Genomic DNA, 15426 nt, shown 5'->3' with positions numbered 1-15426 from the left:
TTTGTGCAATTTTTTATGCAAAGCTACCGTTCACTATGGCGTTCACACATAATCCACGCAAATGGATCGGCTCCTGCGCATCCATTACGCCTCTTTACAGATCTCCCAAAGCGCCTCTCATTGCTTCCAGAGTTTCATCAATTACTTCATCTGTATGCGCTGTGGAAAGGAACATCGCCTCAAACTGGGAAGGTGCAAGATGAATGCCTCGTTTCAGCATTCCCTTGAAATATTTTGCAAAAAGCTCCAGGTTGGATGTTTTTGCAGAAACATAGTCTTTTACCTCCTGGTCTGTAAAGAAAATACTTGCCAGAGAAGAATCATAGTTTACCTGATATGGAAGACCTTTTTCCTCCACGATCTTCTTCAAGCCGCCGTAAAGCTTCTCACCTTTGGCAGACAGATCTTTGTAGATTTCCTGATGCTCATAGAGATATTTCAGCTGTGTGAAACCTGCAGCCATGGCAACCGGGTTTCCGCTTAAGGTACCTGCCTGGTATACAGGACCACATGGTGAGATCAGATCCATGATCTCCTTACGTCCGCCATAAGCGCCTACCGGCATTCCTGCGCCGATTATTTTCCCGTAGGTGACAAGATCCGGACGGATACCAAAATACTCTGCTGCTCCGCCAAAGGCAAGTCGAAAGCCTGTGATCACTTCATCAAAGATCAGCAGACAATTATGCTCATCGCAAAGCTCACGAAGCCGCTTTAAGAAACCTGGTTTCGGAGGAACCACACCCATGTTTGCTCCTACTGCCTCCACGATCACGGCTGCCACATTTCCCTCTTCCTGTTTGAGAAGTGCTTCCACACTGGCGGCATCATTGTAGGTAGCCGTCATGGTATCCTGTGTACAGCCCTTCGGAACACCGGCGCTATCCGGAATACCACTTGCCATGACACCGGAGCCGGCACTTACCAGAAGGCAGTCACTGTGTCCGTGATAGCAACCTGCAAATTTGATGATCTTGTCTTTTCCGGTAAAACCTCTTGCTGCACGGATGGCACTCATAACAGCTTCTGTTCCTGAGTTTACCATACGGATCATATCTACATGTGGAATATGTTCACAGATAAATTCTGCGATCTCTACTTCGATTCCTGTAGCACAGCCAAAGCTCAGGCCATTTTCGCAGGCCTTGATCACACTCTCGCGGATCTCCGGGAAATTATGTCCCAAGATCATCGGGCCCCAGGAATCAATGTAATCCACATAACGGTTTCCATCTACATCATAGATGTAGCATTTATCTGCTTTTTCAATAAAACGAGGTGCCTCACCGATGGCTCCGTAAGATCTTACCGGGCTGTTTACGCCTCCCGGGATTCTTTTTACCGCACGCTCAAATAACTGTTCTGATCTTGTCATCAGCCGATCCTCCCTTCATCCATAAGTCTCGCCAGAAGCTCCGCATAATAGGTAAGATAGATCTGCGCGCCGGAACGGAATGCTCCTGTAGCCATCTCACCCACGATCCTTTCTTCGTCGATCCAGCCGTTTGCAGCTGCTGCTTTTACCATTGCATACTCACCACTGACACTGTATGCGGCAACCGGAACGTTTGTGATCTCCTTTACCTGCCAGATCATGTCCTGGTATGCAAGAGCCGGTTTTACCATGATGATATCTGCACCCTCTTCCACATCTGCAAGTGCCTCTTTCAGCCCTTCTCTGCTGTTGTGAGGATCCATCTGGTAGCTTTTTCTGTCCCCAAAAGACGGAGCAGAATCTGCTGCCTCACGGAACGGGCCATAAAATGCAGAAGCATATTTTACTGCATAGGACATGATCGGTGTTGTATAATGTCCGGCCTTGTCCAGACACTGACGGATCGCTGCAACACGACCATCCATCATATCAGACGGAGCAACCATATCTGCACCTGCCTCCACGTGGGAAAGTGCTGTTTTTGCAAGAAGCTCCAGCGTCTTGTCATTGTCCACATCATAACCGCAGAGAACGCCGCAATGGCCATGGGAAGTGTACTCACACATACATACATCTGTTACATAATAAAGCTCCGGAAATTTCTCTTTTGCAATGCGAAGAGCTCTCTGAACGATCCCCTCCGGATCATAGGCACCGCTGCCCACTTCATCCTTATGGTCAGGAATACCAAAAAACATCACACTGCCTACACCGGCTTTGGAAAGCTGTTCCAGTTTATACGGAAGACGGTCCAGGCTGTAACGGTACTGCCCGGTCATGGACGGAATTTCTTCTTCCTTATTTTCTCCTTCCATTACGAACATAGGATACATAAGAGAAGATTTATCCATTCTTGTCTCACGTACCATCTTACGAAGGTTTTCGCTACCTCTTAATCTTCTTGGTCTTTTTGTCAGTTCCATGATCATTCGCTCCTTTTCATATCCTCCACCAGCTTGACAAGACTGTCAATGGTGGCTTTTTCTGACATATATGCTTTCATTCCAAAGCTCTCAGCAGCCGCCTTCGTCTGTCTGCCGATGCAGGCCGCCTTAACCTTTGAATAATCCAGTCCTTTTGTTCCCTCTACAAATCCCTTCACAGTGGAGGCACTTGTAAACACCGCACAGCTGATCTGTCCTGTTTCAAATTCCTTCTTCTCATCGATGAGCTGGCTCTTTTCGTAAAGAGTCTGATAGGTCGGAACATCCTCGACCACAGCGCCTGCCTGTGCAAGAAATGCGGTGAGCTTTTCATTACCCTTTTCTGCCCGCGGGATAAGTATCTTTTCTCCACCGGAAAGAAGCTCTGAAAGTTCCTTTCCAAGAGTATCCCCGTCATATACCGACGGCACAAAATCTGCCAGCAGACCTCTTTCCTGCAGGGCCTTTTTTGTTCCTTCCCCGATCACGGCCAGACGGGCATTTCCCATGGCACGGATATCTTTTCCATGGCGGATCAGTTCTTCAAAAAATACCCTTACACCTGTAGGGCTGGTAAATACAAGCCACTGATATTCCTCCAGGTGATCCAGCGCTTTATAGAGACGGCTCTGGTCTTCCATGGGGACAGTACGGATCGCCGGAAGCTCCAGAACCTCCGCGCCTTTTTCACGAAGCATGTCCGCAGTTCTGGAAACAAGCTCCTTCGGTCTTGTGACAAGGACCTTCCATCCTGAAAGCGGCAGTTCTTCATACCAGCCAAACTTCTCTGCCAGTGTACATACCTTACCCACCACAATGATCGCCGGTGTCTCGATCCCCTGGCGTTTCACCTCTTCTTCCAGGGTAGAAACTGTTGCTACGATCCGTTTCTGACCTGCTGTAGTTCCCTTCTGCAGGATCGCCGCAGGCATGTCCTTTTCCATTCCTGCACCTATCAGACCCTCGCAGATATCCGGAAGTGCGGACACGCCCATCAAAAATACAAGCGTTCCCTTTGTATCAACAAGTGCCCGGAAGTCTATATCATATTCTTCTCCGGCCCTCTTATGTCCTGTAATAATGTGGACTGAAGAACAGAAATCCCTGTGTGTTACCGGAACCCCGTTATATGCCGGTACTGCAATGGAGGAAGTAACACCCGGAACAACCTCATAAGGGATCCCATTCTCCCGAAGAAGCTCCAGCTCCTCTCCTCCTCTTCCAAAGAGGAATGGATCTCCGCCTTTCAGGCGCACCACACGAAGACCCCGCTGTGCCTCCTCAAGAAGTACCTGATTGATATTTTCCTGACGCATGATATGGTGACTGGCACGTTTGCCTACATTGATCAGCCTGGCATTTTCCGGGATTCTTGACAGAACTCCCTGACCTACCAGACTATCATAGACGACCACATCTGCCTGTTCCAGCACTTTGAGGCCTTTTAATGTAAAAAGGCCGATATCGCCAGGACCCGCTCCTACCAGCCATACTTTTCCTGTTTTCATCTGTTTTCTCCTTTTTTCCGAAGAGTTTCTGCCAGTTCCCTGCCTAAGCTTTCCGCATCTGCCTTATTGCCACGCAGTGTTCCTGTTACATAGGAACCGTCTTTTTCATTATAATAAAGCCCTCTGAGATAGATCTCATCCCCGAGAATTTCCGCATGGGCAGCCACCGGAGAAGAGCATCCTCCATCCAGGAGCTTTACAAAAGCACGCTCCGCACTTCCCGCGGTCCAGGCATCCTTATCACAGTAGCCCTCCAGGAAATCATAAGCTTCCCCTTTTCTTCCCTGTACAGCAAGGATTCCCTGACCAGCAGCCGGAATGATCTCATCTGCTGTAAAATACCGGTTGATCCTGGATTCCAGTCCAAGTCTCTTAAGGCCGGCAGCAGCCAGGATCAATGCACTGTACTGTCCTTCATCCAGCTTCCGGAGTCTTGTCTGAAGATTTCCGCGGATACTTCTGACATCCATATCCGGATACAGTTTTTTAAGCTGTAAAGTTCTCCTTAAGCTGGAGCATCCAAGGGGCTTGCTTTTATCAAGTTCAGAAGCTCCCTCAGGAAGAACCAGTACGTCTCTCGGATCTTCTCTTTTGGAAAAAGCCAGAAGCGGCAGCTCCTCCGGAACCTCCATAGGCATATCTTTCAGGCTGTGTACAGAAAGAATACTTCTTCCATCTATCAGTGCTTTATCCAGCTCCTTTACAAAAAGCCCTTTTCCGCCAACCTTATCCAGTGTACGATCCAGAATGATATCCCCGGTAGTTTTCATAGTGAGGATTTCCACTTCCAGATCCGGATTTTTTTCTTTTATGTAGTCACGGACCATTTCGCTCTGCAGCACTGCAAGCTTACTCTCTCTGCTGCCGATCACGATCTTATCTCTCTTCATCTTCATCCTGCTCTCCCAATACTTTTTCCAGCGCATTCTGGATCTCTTCCCTTACACGCTTTGCTTTTTTGTGATCCAGTCCGCTGGCTGTAACTCCAACTACCATTTCATCCCGCATATATACGCCTGGGAAATAAAAATCACAGGCTTCCCGGTCGGAGGCTACATTAACATAAATGCCTTCCTCCTTACAGACACGGTGGATCTCATCATTCAGCTTCCAGTCATTGGTGGCTGCGATCACCATATATGCGTTGGCAAAGTCTGAACGTTTCACGGGACGGATATATAAAGTTACAGTTCCTGCTTTTCCAAGATCCATAAGCTCCTGGGTCACTTTTGTAGCCACTACCGTGATATTTCTTGTAAATTTCAGAAGAGTCTTTATTCTTCTGGTAGCAATATTACCACCACCTGCCACAACGATATTTTTATCGGACAAGTCTATAAACATGGGGAAATAAGGTTTATTCTTCATAAAGTTTCTCCAGTCCTTCCACACATTCCAGAAAAGCATCCTGGTTCAGGCTGTCCCGAAGCCCGAAGATCAGCTTGTTCACAACCTTTCCGGCTGCAGTATCCACTGCTTTTTTCAGGTTTTCTCTGTCTGAATCCTCCATAGGAGTTTTCCGGAAGATTTTTTCGATCCTCAGGTTCAGATCTTCCACAGCATCCGCTTTGATCTCCTGGATGCGCGGGATGATATCACGACCTTCCAGCCACTGGAAAAATTCGTTCATCTGGGCCTTCACAATGGATCCTGCTGCTTCTAGGTTATCTGCAAGTTCCTTCGGTGTCTCGCCGGTTCGGAAGCTGTCCATATCATAAAGTGTGATGTTATCTTTTTTTCGGATCTCCGGATCAATATCTCTTGGAACTGCCAGATCGATAAGGATCATAGGTCGTTCCACACGTACATCCTCAAACAATTCTTCCGTCAGTGTATAATTGGGGCTTGCTGTTGCGCTGACCACCAGGTCACACTCCGGCAGATAATCCATTCTCTCGCCATAATTGATCCTGCTGCATCCAACAGGAATGCTCACAACACCACTTCTGTACTGACGGATCGTAACCGTCACATCCGCTCCTGCTTCACGCAGTGTCTGGGCAGCCATCTTCCCCATCTCACCGTTTCCGATCACCATACAGACTTTATTGCGAACATGATAACCGCCCTCTTCCAGAAAACGGATGGCCTGATGGATCACAGAAGGATTTCCATGGGAAAACGGCACTTCCGTTTTGATCTTCTTGCCTGCAGTTACCGCCATACGGAAAAGCACCTCCAGAACACTGTCTGTGGTAAACTCATCCCTTGACATACTTAACGCCTCTTTTACCTGGGTCAGGATCTGATCTTCCCCCAGGATCTGGGATTTCAGTCCGCTGGTAAGATAAAAAAGATGTTCCACTGCCTCTTCGTTTTCTCTGCTGGTAAAATACTTCTGGTATTGTTCTCCCTGCACACCTTTCAACGAGCAGAGCCACTGATACAGGTCCGGCTTCTCCTCATCTGCAGTACTTACCCACAGTTCCAGCCGGTTACAGGTCGACAGAATAATACACCCGCAGATCCCAGCTTCTTCTTTCAGCCTATGCAGCGCCTCTCCGGTATTTTTACGGGTAAAAGCAAACTGCGCTCTGACATCTACAGGTGCCATATTATGATCGATTCCAATCATGAATATACTCATGTCCTACATTTCTCCTTTGTTTCCACAATCTTTTATAATGATAAACATTTCCGTAAGGAAAGTCAACTACGATTGACAATGTCAGCCCTCCCTTTTATAATATCTTATGGTAGAAATTGCGGATCATCTTTATATTCCAGCGGAGAAATATAAAGAGTTTATCATAATCACCATAATTATCAGGATGGAGGAAATCCCCGTATGAACTCAGCTTCAAAAAAAGCGATCCTAGTAGTAAGTTTCGGCACAAGCTATGAAAACACCCGTAAGCTTACCATCGAGGCCATCGAGCACGATATTGCCGATGCATTCCCGGCCTGTCCCACCTACCGTGCATGGACAAGCAAAATGATCATTGCCAAACTGAAAAAGCGGGACGGTCTTACGATCCACACGGTAAAGGAGGCTCTGGAACAGATGCTTCTGGATGGTATCACCGATGTGATCGTACAGCCGACTCATGTGATCAACGGTATCGAAAATGATCAGATGAAAGCCGATGCGCTTTCTTTTCGTGACCGTTTTTCCAGTATTGTTTTCGGAAATCCTCTTCTCACAACAGAAGAAGATAACCAGGCGATCGTCCGGGTAGTTGCAGATGAATTCCGGGACATGGATCCGGACACTGCACTTGTACTGATGGGACATGGAACAGAACACTACGCAAACACGGTTTACGCTGCTTTGGATTACCGTTTTAAAGATACCGGACATAAAAATATTTTTCTTGGAACTGTAGAAGCCTATCCGGCCCTGGACTCCCTTCTCCGGGCTGCCGACAGCTTTCATCCGAAAAAGATCGTGCTGGCGCCTTTCATGATCGTAGCCGGCGACCATGCACAGAACGATCTGGCCGGTGCAGATCCGGACTCCTGGATGAACCGTCTTTCTTCCGAAGGATATGAAGTCACCCCTGTACTGAAGGGACTTGGCGAATATCCCCAGGTCCGGCAGATCCTTGTGGAACATGTACAGCAGGCCATGAACGCTTCGATCTGACAGAGATCAGATGATCCATATATATCCCTCATAAAAAAACTGCACCGTGATCCATCCCTGGATCTTCCGGTGCAGTTTTTTATTTTTTATGAAATTACTTGAAATTCTGAAATTCCTGTTATTTATGCCATCAGTTCATCCAGTTTTGTCTTTACAGCAAGGATAAACTCTTTGCTGTTCAATACCTGTACCTCTTTCAGGGAAGTGATCAGTGCAAGATCCTTGGTCATCTTTCCGCTTTCAATGGTATCCAGTGTTGCTTTTTCCAGTTTTCCTGCAAAATCAGCAAGTGCTTCATTTCCGTCCAGCTCGCCTCTCTTGCGGAGAGCTCCTGTCCATGCAAAGATCGTTGCAACAGAGTTTGTGGATGTTTCTTTTCCCTCAAGATGACGATAATAGTGTCTCTGAACTGTTCCGTGGGCAGCCTCATACTCAAAATATCCCTTCGGGGATACCAGTACAGAGGTCATCATGGCAAGAGAGCCAAATGCGGAAGATACCATGTCGCTCATAACATCTCCGTCATAGTTCTTGCATGCCCAGATAAAACCGCCTTCTGCCTTCATAACACGGGCTACGATATCATCGATCAGACTGTAAAAATAGGTCAGGCCGGCTTCCTCAAATTTATCCTTAAACTCTGCATCAAAGATCTGCTGGAAAATCTCTTTAAATCTTCCATCGTATGTTTTGGAAATGGTATCCTTGCTTCCGAACCATACATCCTGCTTTGTGTCCAGTGCATAATTAAAGCAGCTTCTCGCAAAGCTCTTTACGGAATCATCAAGATTATGCATGCCACGGAGAACACCTGCTCCATCAAAATGCTGGATCAGCTCCTTACGCTCTTCTCCGTCTTCGCCCTCAAATACAAGATATGCATCTCCCGGCTTGTCAATATAAAATTCTGTATTCTTATAGATATCTCCATATGCATGACGTGCAAGTGTAATCGGTTTCACCCAATTCTTTACACATGGCTCGATTCCCTTTACAACGATCGGCGCACGGAATACAGTTCCATCAAGAATAGCACGGATCGTTCCGTTTGGACTCTTGTACATTTTTTTCAGGTCATACTCTTCCATTCTGGCTGCGTTTGGCGTGATCGTGGCACATTTTACGGCTACTCCGTATTTCTTGGTTGCTTCTGCTGCATCAATGGTAACCTGATCATCTGTCTCATTTCTGTGCTCAAGACCAAGATCATAATATTCTGTATTCAGTTCCAGATACGGTGTGAGAAGTTCATCCTTGATGATCTGCCACAGGATACGTGTCATCTCGTCTCCATCCATCTCAACTAAAGGTGTCTGCATTTTGATTTTTTCCATATTATTTTCTCCTTTTGAGGTTTATTCTCCTGTTCGGATTCCAGGTACTCTTTCCTTTAGAATCTTTCTTCAGCACTTTTACTGTACATTGTACTCATATTTTCCGGTTCCGTCAACGCTTTTGTGCTTTACCACACTATGTTTATAAGAATTGTATAATAATTCAGCCTGCCAACAGTTTTTCACAGTTAAATTTCCCCCATCCCTGCTGATTTCTGGGAAGTCCCATATCTTCTGCATTTTCTCTTAACAACATCTTTACCTCTACATTAGAAAGCCGGGGATCTTTTTCCAGAAGGCAGGCGATCCCTCCTGACACCAGAGGCGTCGACATGGAGGTTCCGCTTTTGAGCCCATATGAGTACGGCAGTCCCGGTGCACAGGCAATGACCTGGCTTCCCGGCGCTACCAGATCCGGTTTGCACACACAGTCAAAAGTAGGGCCTCTTCCGGAAACTGCCTTTCTGCCATTCAGCATATCACTGGAGCCTACGGTAATGATCTTCCGGCTGCTTCCCGGTGCTGTTACCGTGCCGGCCCCCGGTCCCTGATTTCCTGCTGCAGCTACCACCACAAATCCCAGATCCCAAAGTTTTTCCACTCCTTCAAGAAGATCTGTCTGTTCCTTATGATCCCGGGATGTTGTTCCCACTGAAATATTAACGATACGGATATGATAAATGCTTCCAAACTCCATGATCCACCGAAATGCCCGCATCACATCCTCCCTGCTTCCGTTCCCGAAACGATCCAGAACCTTCAGAGCAGCGATACTGCAGCCAGGTGCAGCCCCTTTATATTTTCCACCTGATGCAGTTCCGTCCCCTGCAAGGATCCCGCTGACATGAGTCCCATGTCCGTTATCATCATATGGGCTGCGTCTGACTCCTGTAAAATCACGAAACACGGAAATACGGCTGCCAAAATCTATATGAGGAAAAATACCGGTGTCCAGAACCGCCACGCCTATCCCTTTTCCTGTATACATCCTTTTATACCTTTCCAAAGCTCTCCCGTCGGACAGCTGACCTTTCTTTAGCTTATTCTGCGGACATCTTTCCCGCTACTCGTTTTATATAAAAAGACCCCGGGATCTTACATCTGAATCCCCGGGATCTTTGCTGTATATTTTATTTAGTTTCCTCTTCCTGTACGGAAATTAACTGTTTTCTGGATCTGATTGTCCATTCCGTAGCTGTAGCTTCCATAAACACCGGTATGCCAGCCCTTAGCCTGTCCTTCCGGGTCATAATGAAGTCCGTTTATGATCACCCAGCTATGTCTTGTAAAGCCATCTCCGGCTCCATCTCTGGTTCCCGGAACACGACCACATACCACATATGGATCATATCCGATCTCTCTTGCCAGTGCGGCAAATGCACAGGCATAGCCATAACAATTTCCCTTTCCTGTAGCAAGCGTTCTCCACGCAGTCATTCTCCACCAGTCATTCTGATTTAAATCCGGATAATAGGCAGATGAATAATAGGTATTATTTATCACATAACTCCAGCACGCCTGCAGCTTCTGGCTTTTGGACATTCCACTTCTTGTAATATTTTGGACCACACCTATACAATGCAGCTTCAGGCTGCGCATATCATTTTTTACAGCCTGTCCCTTCCCGTTGAACCGGATTCCCTCCAGCGTACGGTTTTTGTAAAAACGTCCCCAGGAATCCGCATAGTAAAGATTTTTGTCCGGAAGACACAGCCAACCCTTTGAAGGATTTCCATACTTATTTACGTAATAGGAATATTTTCCTACATTTACGATACGTGACGTCTTTCCGTTCAAAAGGCGTCCTGCAGTATCAAACACATAGATCCTGGAACCGATCTTGTTATGGTAAGTTAACGCATAATATTTAGGCCCGAAATAATACCGTTTTCCCTTTACGGTCTTCCATTGGTTTCTGATCTTTCGGCCCTTGGTGTAGTAGTAATATTTTCCTTTTTCTCTGTAGAGACCGGTTTTCTTCTTTACAGTTGCCGTAGTAGTTGCTGCCTGCGTCTCACAGGTTACGGAAACCGTGCAGATCTGCACCGCAAAAAGCATGACCATCGCCATAAAAAACAATTTTACTCTTTTCATACATATCTTTCCTTATCGTTCATTCTGATCAATACTCTTCGTATCTCACACTTCCGTCAGAATAGGTGATCTCATAGTAGCCATGGCCACTTCCGTCACAGTCATCATAGGCCTGACGGCTAACCTCGGTAGGTTCTGATGCTGCTGCCTCTGCTGCTGCCTGTGCCTCTGCCGCTGCCTGTGCGTCTGCCGCTGCCTGTGCCTCTGCCGCTGCCTGTGCGTCCGCTGCTGCCTGCGCGTCTGCCGCTGCCTGTGCGTCCGCCGCTGCCTGCGCTTCTGCTGCCGCCTGTGCGTCTGATGCCGCTTTTGCCTCTGCCGCTTTTTTCTCTTCAGCTGCTTTCTGCTCTGCTACCAGCTTGTCGATCTCATCTTTATTGGAAGTGAAGTATGTATGTGCCGCATATCCCTTAACACCATCTCCTTCAACCTTCAGCCATCCAGGGCATACACCGGTTACCTTGAACTCGGTTCCAAGAGATGTTACTTTCAGGGATTTTGATTTTGTATCCGCTTTTTCACGGATATTTACATTGGATTTTGCATAGGTAGTGGCAGCTTCTTCCAGCTCAGTCTCCTTCGCATCTTCCAGCGCTTCCTGAGATTTTCCTTTTTCATCCGTGTAGGAAATATAAAGGATCTCATACTCATTATAAAAAACAGGTTCTTTCCAGTCATCCGGTGTCACATTCCGGAAGGTATGCTCTGTACCATCTTTCATGGTGATCACTAGATCCTGACCTGCCGCATCCTTGGAGTCTTTCTTTTTGCTGTCATCCTCTTTTGCATCCTGAAGCTCTGCGGATTTCACCTCAAGTCCGCTCTGATTTTTTACTGTAAGCTCTCCGATCTGAAAATCCTCTGCGGTCTCTTTTTCTTCTGCGGAATCTTTATCGCCAGTTTTCTCTGCGGTTTCCTCCTTTGTCGTTGTCTCGCCTGCAAAAGCAGCTGTCGGTGCCCCCAGACACATCGCTGCGATCAATGCTGCCCCTAAAAGCACCTGTACTGTTTTTTTTCTCATTTCTTATATCCTCCTTTATAGTGTCAGTCCGCCTATTATACGGGCTGAATCTTTGTTGCCTGTAAGAATTTCGATCTGATTTCCGTCTGCTGCAAGAAGTGAACGGTCCAGATATAAGCAAAAACCGCTGCTGTCCGTTTTTCCATCTTCTGTGGAAACATCCATCGGAAATGCTTCATAAATCTTATCATGGTTCAATCTTATATAAATCCTGCTGTCTATATCCAGATATTTTTCTTCAATACAACCTGTGATCTTTTCCAGATTTCCCTGGATCTCGCACTGAACTGCTCCGGCACCGGCAGGAACCGTATCTTCTTCCGTAACATTCACCTGACACTCCGGTCCTTCCATGATCGGCGGTGACTGTGCCATTTCCGGGAGAAAACGCTCTGCCCGTTCCACGATCACAGTATCTGCATTCTTCTCATCCACTTCACTCATCTGGTAAGGTACTCCTCTGGAAAAATACGCACTGGAATAAGCATCTGCCATAAACGGAAGCAGTGCATTACCAAAAGAATCACGGAACATGACCAGACTTCCTTCCTTCACAGGATTTACCGTTGTGATCTTCGGATCAAAATTACTTACCACTTCTCCCACATAGGCAAATGTTGTCTGTCTGTCATAATAAACTTCCTCTTCCGGTGTCGTTGCAAGAGGATACAGCATCTCATCCAGATCTCCTGTGAAATCTGTTTTTATAGTATAGGGTTCCTCCTTATAGGAAACATGCTCCTTTTTCAGAGAAGACAGCAATGTTTCCGCCGCAACTGCAGCACCCTTGTTGTTCCAGTGTGAATCTCTTTTGTGATAAAGAACTTCTTTCTCTTCTGAAAGAGTCTCATACAGATCTCCGTAAGAAACCTGCTCCTGCCTGAGATATTTCTGAAGATTAACAAGGTTTTTGTCCGATGATACCTTCAGGCTGTCATAGTACGGCATGTTCTCTCCATAGAGTGAGTTTTTATTAGGTGCCACAGTAAAAAGAAACTGCACGCCTTTTTCATTCAATGTCTCCTGCATCATGGCCAGTGTATGTGCAATATTAAAAAGGCTTCTCTCGGAAAGAAGCTCCTCTCCAAGATAATCCTCCAGCGAATCCTTATAATAAAGCCAGTTATCGGTTCCCTGGATCACACCATCTGCAGTAGATACTCCGAAAATCTTCCCGTTCAGAAGGGCATTTGCCGTTACCAGCTCATTTCGAAACGCAAAATGTTCCTGAAAATATTCGCCTGCTTCCGGCAGCCAACGGGTATTGATCTCGTTTTCTTTTTTCAGTTCAGGAAACTCAGCCAGTCTTCGGTTTTCAGACGATGCTTCCTGCTTTGTCACCGCCATCCCCAGAGATGGCACAAGACAAGCTGCAAAAAATGCAGTAATATAAAGCACCTGCAATTTTTTCATGTTTTCTGCCTCCTCTTAAAATCGAAAATAGATGAACGGATTATAGGTTCCGCCGGCAAGGCTCAATACACAAAGCGCAAAACCAGCCAGACTTAATACATAGGTAAAGCCTTCATACCATTTATACTTTTTCAGCATGCTGTTTACCGGAACTGCTGCGACCAGTGCCGCTGCCAGCGTTACAAGATATACCGGTGTCAGCTGCTGCAGTGTAAGGCTCATTGCGGAAGCCTTCCATCCAAAATCCGTAAACATTTCTCTGATCCAGAAGCATCCCTGCTTCATAGTGTCCGCACGGAAAAACACAAAGCCAACACAAACTACCAGAAGTGCATAGACATGCTGAAAAAAGCTCTTGAGTTTTCCGCCCTTTTTCCCGATAAATGGGATATACTCTTCCAGCATCAGGAAAAAGCCATGATAAATTCCCCAGAACAGAAAATTAAAGGAGGCACCATGCCAGATACCTGTACACACAAAAACGATCATTTTATTGACCACTGTACGGAATTTCCCTCTGCGGTTTCCCCCTAACGGAATATACAGATATTCCTTAAACCATCCTGAAAGAGACATATGCCATCTTCTCCAGAATTCACGGATACTGGCAGAAATATAAGGATAATCAAAATTCTCATGGAAATGAAATCCAAACATCATTCCGAGTCCCAGCGCCATATCACTGTAGCCGCTGAAATCAAAATAGATCTGCAGCATATAGGAAACTGCGCCCAGCCAAGCACCCGGACCAGTGATTCCGGTTGCTGCCGCACCAAAGAGATTATCCGCCACAAGTCCCATTGTGTTGGCGATAAGAATCTTTTTACTCAAACCTGCAATGAAACGCCGGATTCCTTTTCCGATTTCCTCCGGTGTCTGCTTACGATTATTGATCTCCGCCTCCACATCATGATACTTGACGATAGGTCCCGCGATCAGCTGTGGGAAAAATGAGATATACAGAAGCACCTTTCCGAAATTCTTCTGAACCGAAGCATCTCCCCGATAAACATCGATCACGTAGGAAAGTGCCTGAAAAGTAAAAAACGATATTCCGATCGGCATCCGGACATGCGGAACCGGAATTCCGGCACCGGTAACAGAATTAAATGTCTCCACCAGAAATCCGGAATATTTAAAGATCACAAGAAGACCGAGATTTATCACCACAGCCAATGTCATTGTGAGCTTACGGATCTTCGGACATTCCCCTGTCAGACGCGCTAAAATATAGTTGCCCGCCGATGAAGCAACCAGTAATATTACATAAATCGGTTCTCCGTATGCATAAAAGACCAGACTTGCCACTACAAGCAAAAAATTTTTGGCCCGCATCCCAGGTAAAAGGAGATGCAGACAAAAAGCAGCCGGAAGAAATACACACAGAAATACCATTGAACTGAAAACCATAATTCTATTTATTTATCGGTCTGGCGAATCTTATTTGCTGATCACGTCCAGTACGATTTCCTTCCCTTTTTTGTCTTTGTATGTATTGACCCAGAATCTTGTGTATTCCAACAGATATTCCTGTCCGTCACCATAACAGCCATCTGTCTTTCTGGTACGAAGAGGTCTGCCAAGGGCTTTCCGCAGTGCTGCAGAACTCTTTTCTCTTACAAATGCTTTCCTTAATCTTGAAGATGTTCTGGCATCGTATACACCGGTTTTTGTATTAAAAGCATAAAATCCGGCTCTGGACTGTCCATATGCGGAATAATAAACGCCTTTTACCATCTGTGCATACCGGTTAAATCCATAGTATTTCCCGCCGATCTTTTTTACAAGGAGATAGTTCTCCCCGAAGAATGTTCCACCTTTATAAGCCTTTCCGGTGTTGGAAAAATAGTATCTGTATGTCATTTTTTTGCCGGTAGTCTTATTAGCGACAGTCACGGTTTTCCATGTATTCTTTACTTTTTTTCCCTTCACATAATAGTAGTATTGTCCGCCCTCTTTTTTGAGACCGTTTTTTACCTTGGCTGCCTTGGCTGTAGATGCTGCCTGTACAGTCTGAACCGCAATAAGCGGTTCAGCTGCCGGTATCTGGAGCATCATCAGACAAAGTACTGCTGCCAGGATCTTCTTTGTCCACTTTTTCATGATCTGCTCCTG

Annotated in this window: 14 protein-coding genes; 1 reads left to right on the top strand and 13 read right to left on the bottom strand. The window is 46.2% G+C overall.

Going from position 1 to position 15426, the window contains the following annotated elements:
* Nucleotides 1–94: 94 nt before the first annotated feature.
* Genes hemL through hemA form a run of 6 tightly spaced genes read right to left on the bottom strand, consistent with a single transcriptional unit; the run spans nt 95 to nt 6453 of the window.
* On the bottom strand, nt 95–1375 hold the full coding sequence (hemL, locus tag NE638_RS02930) for a glutamate-1-semialdehyde 2,1-aminomutase (protein WP_173732707.1): 1281 nt from the start codon (nt 1373–1375) through the stop codon (nt 95–97).
* The gene (hemB, locus tag NE638_RS02925; RefSeq protein ID WP_173745758.1) at nt 1375–2358 is read right to left on the bottom strand and encodes a porphobilinogen synthase; all 984 of its coding nucleotides are present in this window, start codon (nt 2356–2358) and stop codon (nt 1375–1377) included. Before hemB ends, hemL begins: the two co-directional genes overlap by 1 nt.
* A 2-nt stretch (nt 2359–2360) precedes the next feature.
* Entirely contained in the window at nt 2361–3866 is a 1506-nt protein-coding gene (cobA, locus tag NE638_RS02920; protein WP_173745757.1) for a uroporphyrinogen-III C-methyltransferase, read from the bottom strand.
* A complete protein-coding gene (gene hemC / locus NE638_RS02915) occupies nt 3863–4756 on the bottom strand; it encodes a hydroxymethylbilane synthase (protein WP_022426910.1) in 894 nt (297 codons plus the stop codon). The genes cobA and hemC overlap by 4 nt, the downstream gene beginning before the upstream one ends.
* Nucleotides 4743–5234 (bottom strand): precorrin-2 dehydrogenase/sirohydrochlorin ferrochelatase family protein, encoded by a 492-nt coding sequence (locus NE638_RS02910; protein ID WP_015525267.1) that lies wholly within the window; start codon nt 5232–5234, stop codon nt 4743–4745. The genes hemC and NE638_RS02910 overlap by 14 nt, the downstream gene beginning before the upstream one ends.
* Nucleotides 5224–6453, bottom strand: coding sequence for a glutamyl-tRNA reductase (gene hemA, locus NE638_RS02905; protein ID WP_173745756.1), 1230 nt, complete (start codon nt 6451–6453; stop codon nt 5224–5226). Before hemA ends, NE638_RS02910 begins: the two co-directional genes overlap by 11 nt.
* A 201-nt stretch (nt 6454–6654) precedes the next feature.
* Here hemA and NE638_RS02900 point away from each other — a divergent pair, with 201 nt between their 5' ends.
* A complete protein-coding gene (locus NE638_RS02900; protein WP_110103277.1) occupies nt 6655–7452 on the top strand; it encodes a sirohydrochlorin cobaltochelatase in 798 nt (265 codons plus the stop codon).
* A gap of 122 nt (nt 7453–7574) precedes the next feature.
* Here NE638_RS02900 and NE638_RS02895 read toward each other — a convergent pair whose 3' ends face one another.
* The 7 genes from NE638_RS02895 to NE638_RS02865 form a co-directional block, all read right to left on the bottom strand.
* On the bottom strand, nt 7575–8786 hold the full coding sequence (locus NE638_RS02895) for an NADP-dependent isocitrate dehydrogenase (RefSeq protein ID WP_015525271.1): 1212 nt from the start codon (nt 8784–8786) through the stop codon (nt 7575–7577).
* Between the two features lie 163 nt (nt 8787–8949).
* Nucleotides 8950–9774, bottom strand: coding sequence for a S8 family peptidase (locus NE638_RS02890; RefSeq protein ID WP_015525272.1), 825 nt, complete (start codon nt 9772–9774; stop codon nt 8950–8952).
* A gap of 146 nt (nt 9775–9920) precedes the next feature.
* Complete coding sequence (locus NE638_RS02885) at nt 9921–10880, bottom strand: transglutaminase-like domain-containing protein (RefSeq protein WP_173745755.1); 960 nt, start codon at nt 10878–10880, stop codon at nt 9921–9923.
* 28 nt (nt 10881–10908) lie between these two features.
* A complete protein-coding gene (locus NE638_RS02880) occupies nt 10909–11898 on the bottom strand; it encodes an SH3 domain-containing protein (RefSeq protein ID WP_161209922.1) in 990 nt (329 codons plus the stop codon).
* A gap of 15 nt (nt 11899–11913) precedes the next feature.
* The gene (locus NE638_RS02875) at nt 11914–13311 is read right to left on the bottom strand and encodes an alginate O-acetyltransferase AlgX-related protein (protein ID WP_021653020.1); all 1398 of its coding nucleotides are present in this window, start codon (nt 13309–13311) and stop codon (nt 11914–11916) included.
* Nucleotides 13312–13326: 15 nt separating this feature from the next.
* On the bottom strand, nt 13327–14619 hold the full coding sequence (locus NE638_RS02870; protein WP_330583975.1) for an MBOAT family O-acyltransferase: 1293 nt from the start codon (nt 14617–14619) through the stop codon (nt 13327–13329).
* A gap of 132 nt (nt 14620–14751) precedes the next feature.
* Nucleotides 14752–15414 (bottom strand): hypothetical protein, encoded by a 663-nt coding sequence (locus tag NE638_RS02865; RefSeq protein WP_161209919.1) that lies wholly within the window; start codon nt 15412–15414, stop codon nt 14752–14754.
* Nucleotides 15415–15426 lie beyond the last annotated feature (12 nt).

It is taken from the genome of Blautia sp. MSK.18.38, assembly GCF_024460535.1.
GTDB lineage: Bacteria > Bacillota > Clostridia > Lachnospirales > Lachnospiraceae > Blautia_A > Blautia_A fusiformis.
Note: the sequence above shows the minus strand (reverse complement) of the source record. Positions and strands in the feature narration are given on the sequence as shown.

Excerpts from the sequence above, each read along its gene's own strand:
- NE638_RS02880 (WP_161209922.1), bottom strand. The coding sequence starts at position 11,898 with ATGAGAAAAAAAACAGTACAGGTGCTTTTAGGGGCAGCATTGATCGCA.
- hemL (WP_173732707.1), bottom strand. The coding sequence starts at position 1,375 with ATGACAAGATCAGAACAGTTATTTGAGCGTGCGGTAAAAAGAATCCCG.
- NE638_RS02885 (WP_173745755.1), bottom strand. The coding sequence starts at position 10,880 with ATGAAAAGAGTAAAATTGTTTTTTATGGCGATGGTCATGCTTTTTGCG.
- NE638_RS02895 (WP_015525271.1), bottom strand. The coding sequence starts at position 8,786 with ATGGAAAAAATCAAAATGCAGACACCTTTAGTTGAGATGGATGGAGAC.
- hemC (WP_022426910.1), bottom strand. The coding sequence starts at position 4,756 with ATGAAGAGAGATAAGATCGTGATCGGCAGCAGAGAGAGTAAGCTTGCA.
- NE638_RS02890 (WP_015525272.1), bottom strand. The coding sequence starts at position 9,774 with ATGTATACAGGAAAAGGGATAGGCGTGGCGGTTCTGGACACCGGTATT.
- NE638_RS02865 (WP_161209919.1), bottom strand. The coding sequence starts at position 15,414 with ATGAAAAAGTGGACAAAGAAGATCCTGGCAGCAGTACTTTGTCTGATG.
- NE638_RS02875 (WP_021653020.1), bottom strand. The coding sequence starts at position 13,311 with ATGAAAAAATTGCAGGTGCTTTATATTACTGCATTTTTTGCAGCTTGT.
- cobA (WP_173745757.1), bottom strand. The coding sequence starts at position 3,866 with ATGAAAACAGGAAAAGTATGGCTGGTAGGAGCGGGTCCTGGCGATATC.
- hemA (WP_173745756.1), bottom strand. The coding sequence starts at position 6,453 with ATGAGTATATTCATGATTGGAATCGATCATAATATGGCACCTGTAGAT.
- NE638_RS02900 (WP_110103277.1), top strand. The coding sequence starts at position 6,655 with ATGAACTCAGCTTCAAAAAAAGCGATCCTAGTAGTAAGTTTCGGCACA.
- NE638_RS02910 (WP_015525267.1), bottom strand. The coding sequence starts at position 5,234 with ATGAAGAATAAACCTTATTTCCCCATGTTTATAGACTTGTCCGATAAA.
- hemB (WP_173745758.1), bottom strand. The coding sequence starts at position 2,358 with ATGGAACTGACAAAAAGACCAAGAAGATTAAGAGGTAGCGAAAACCTT.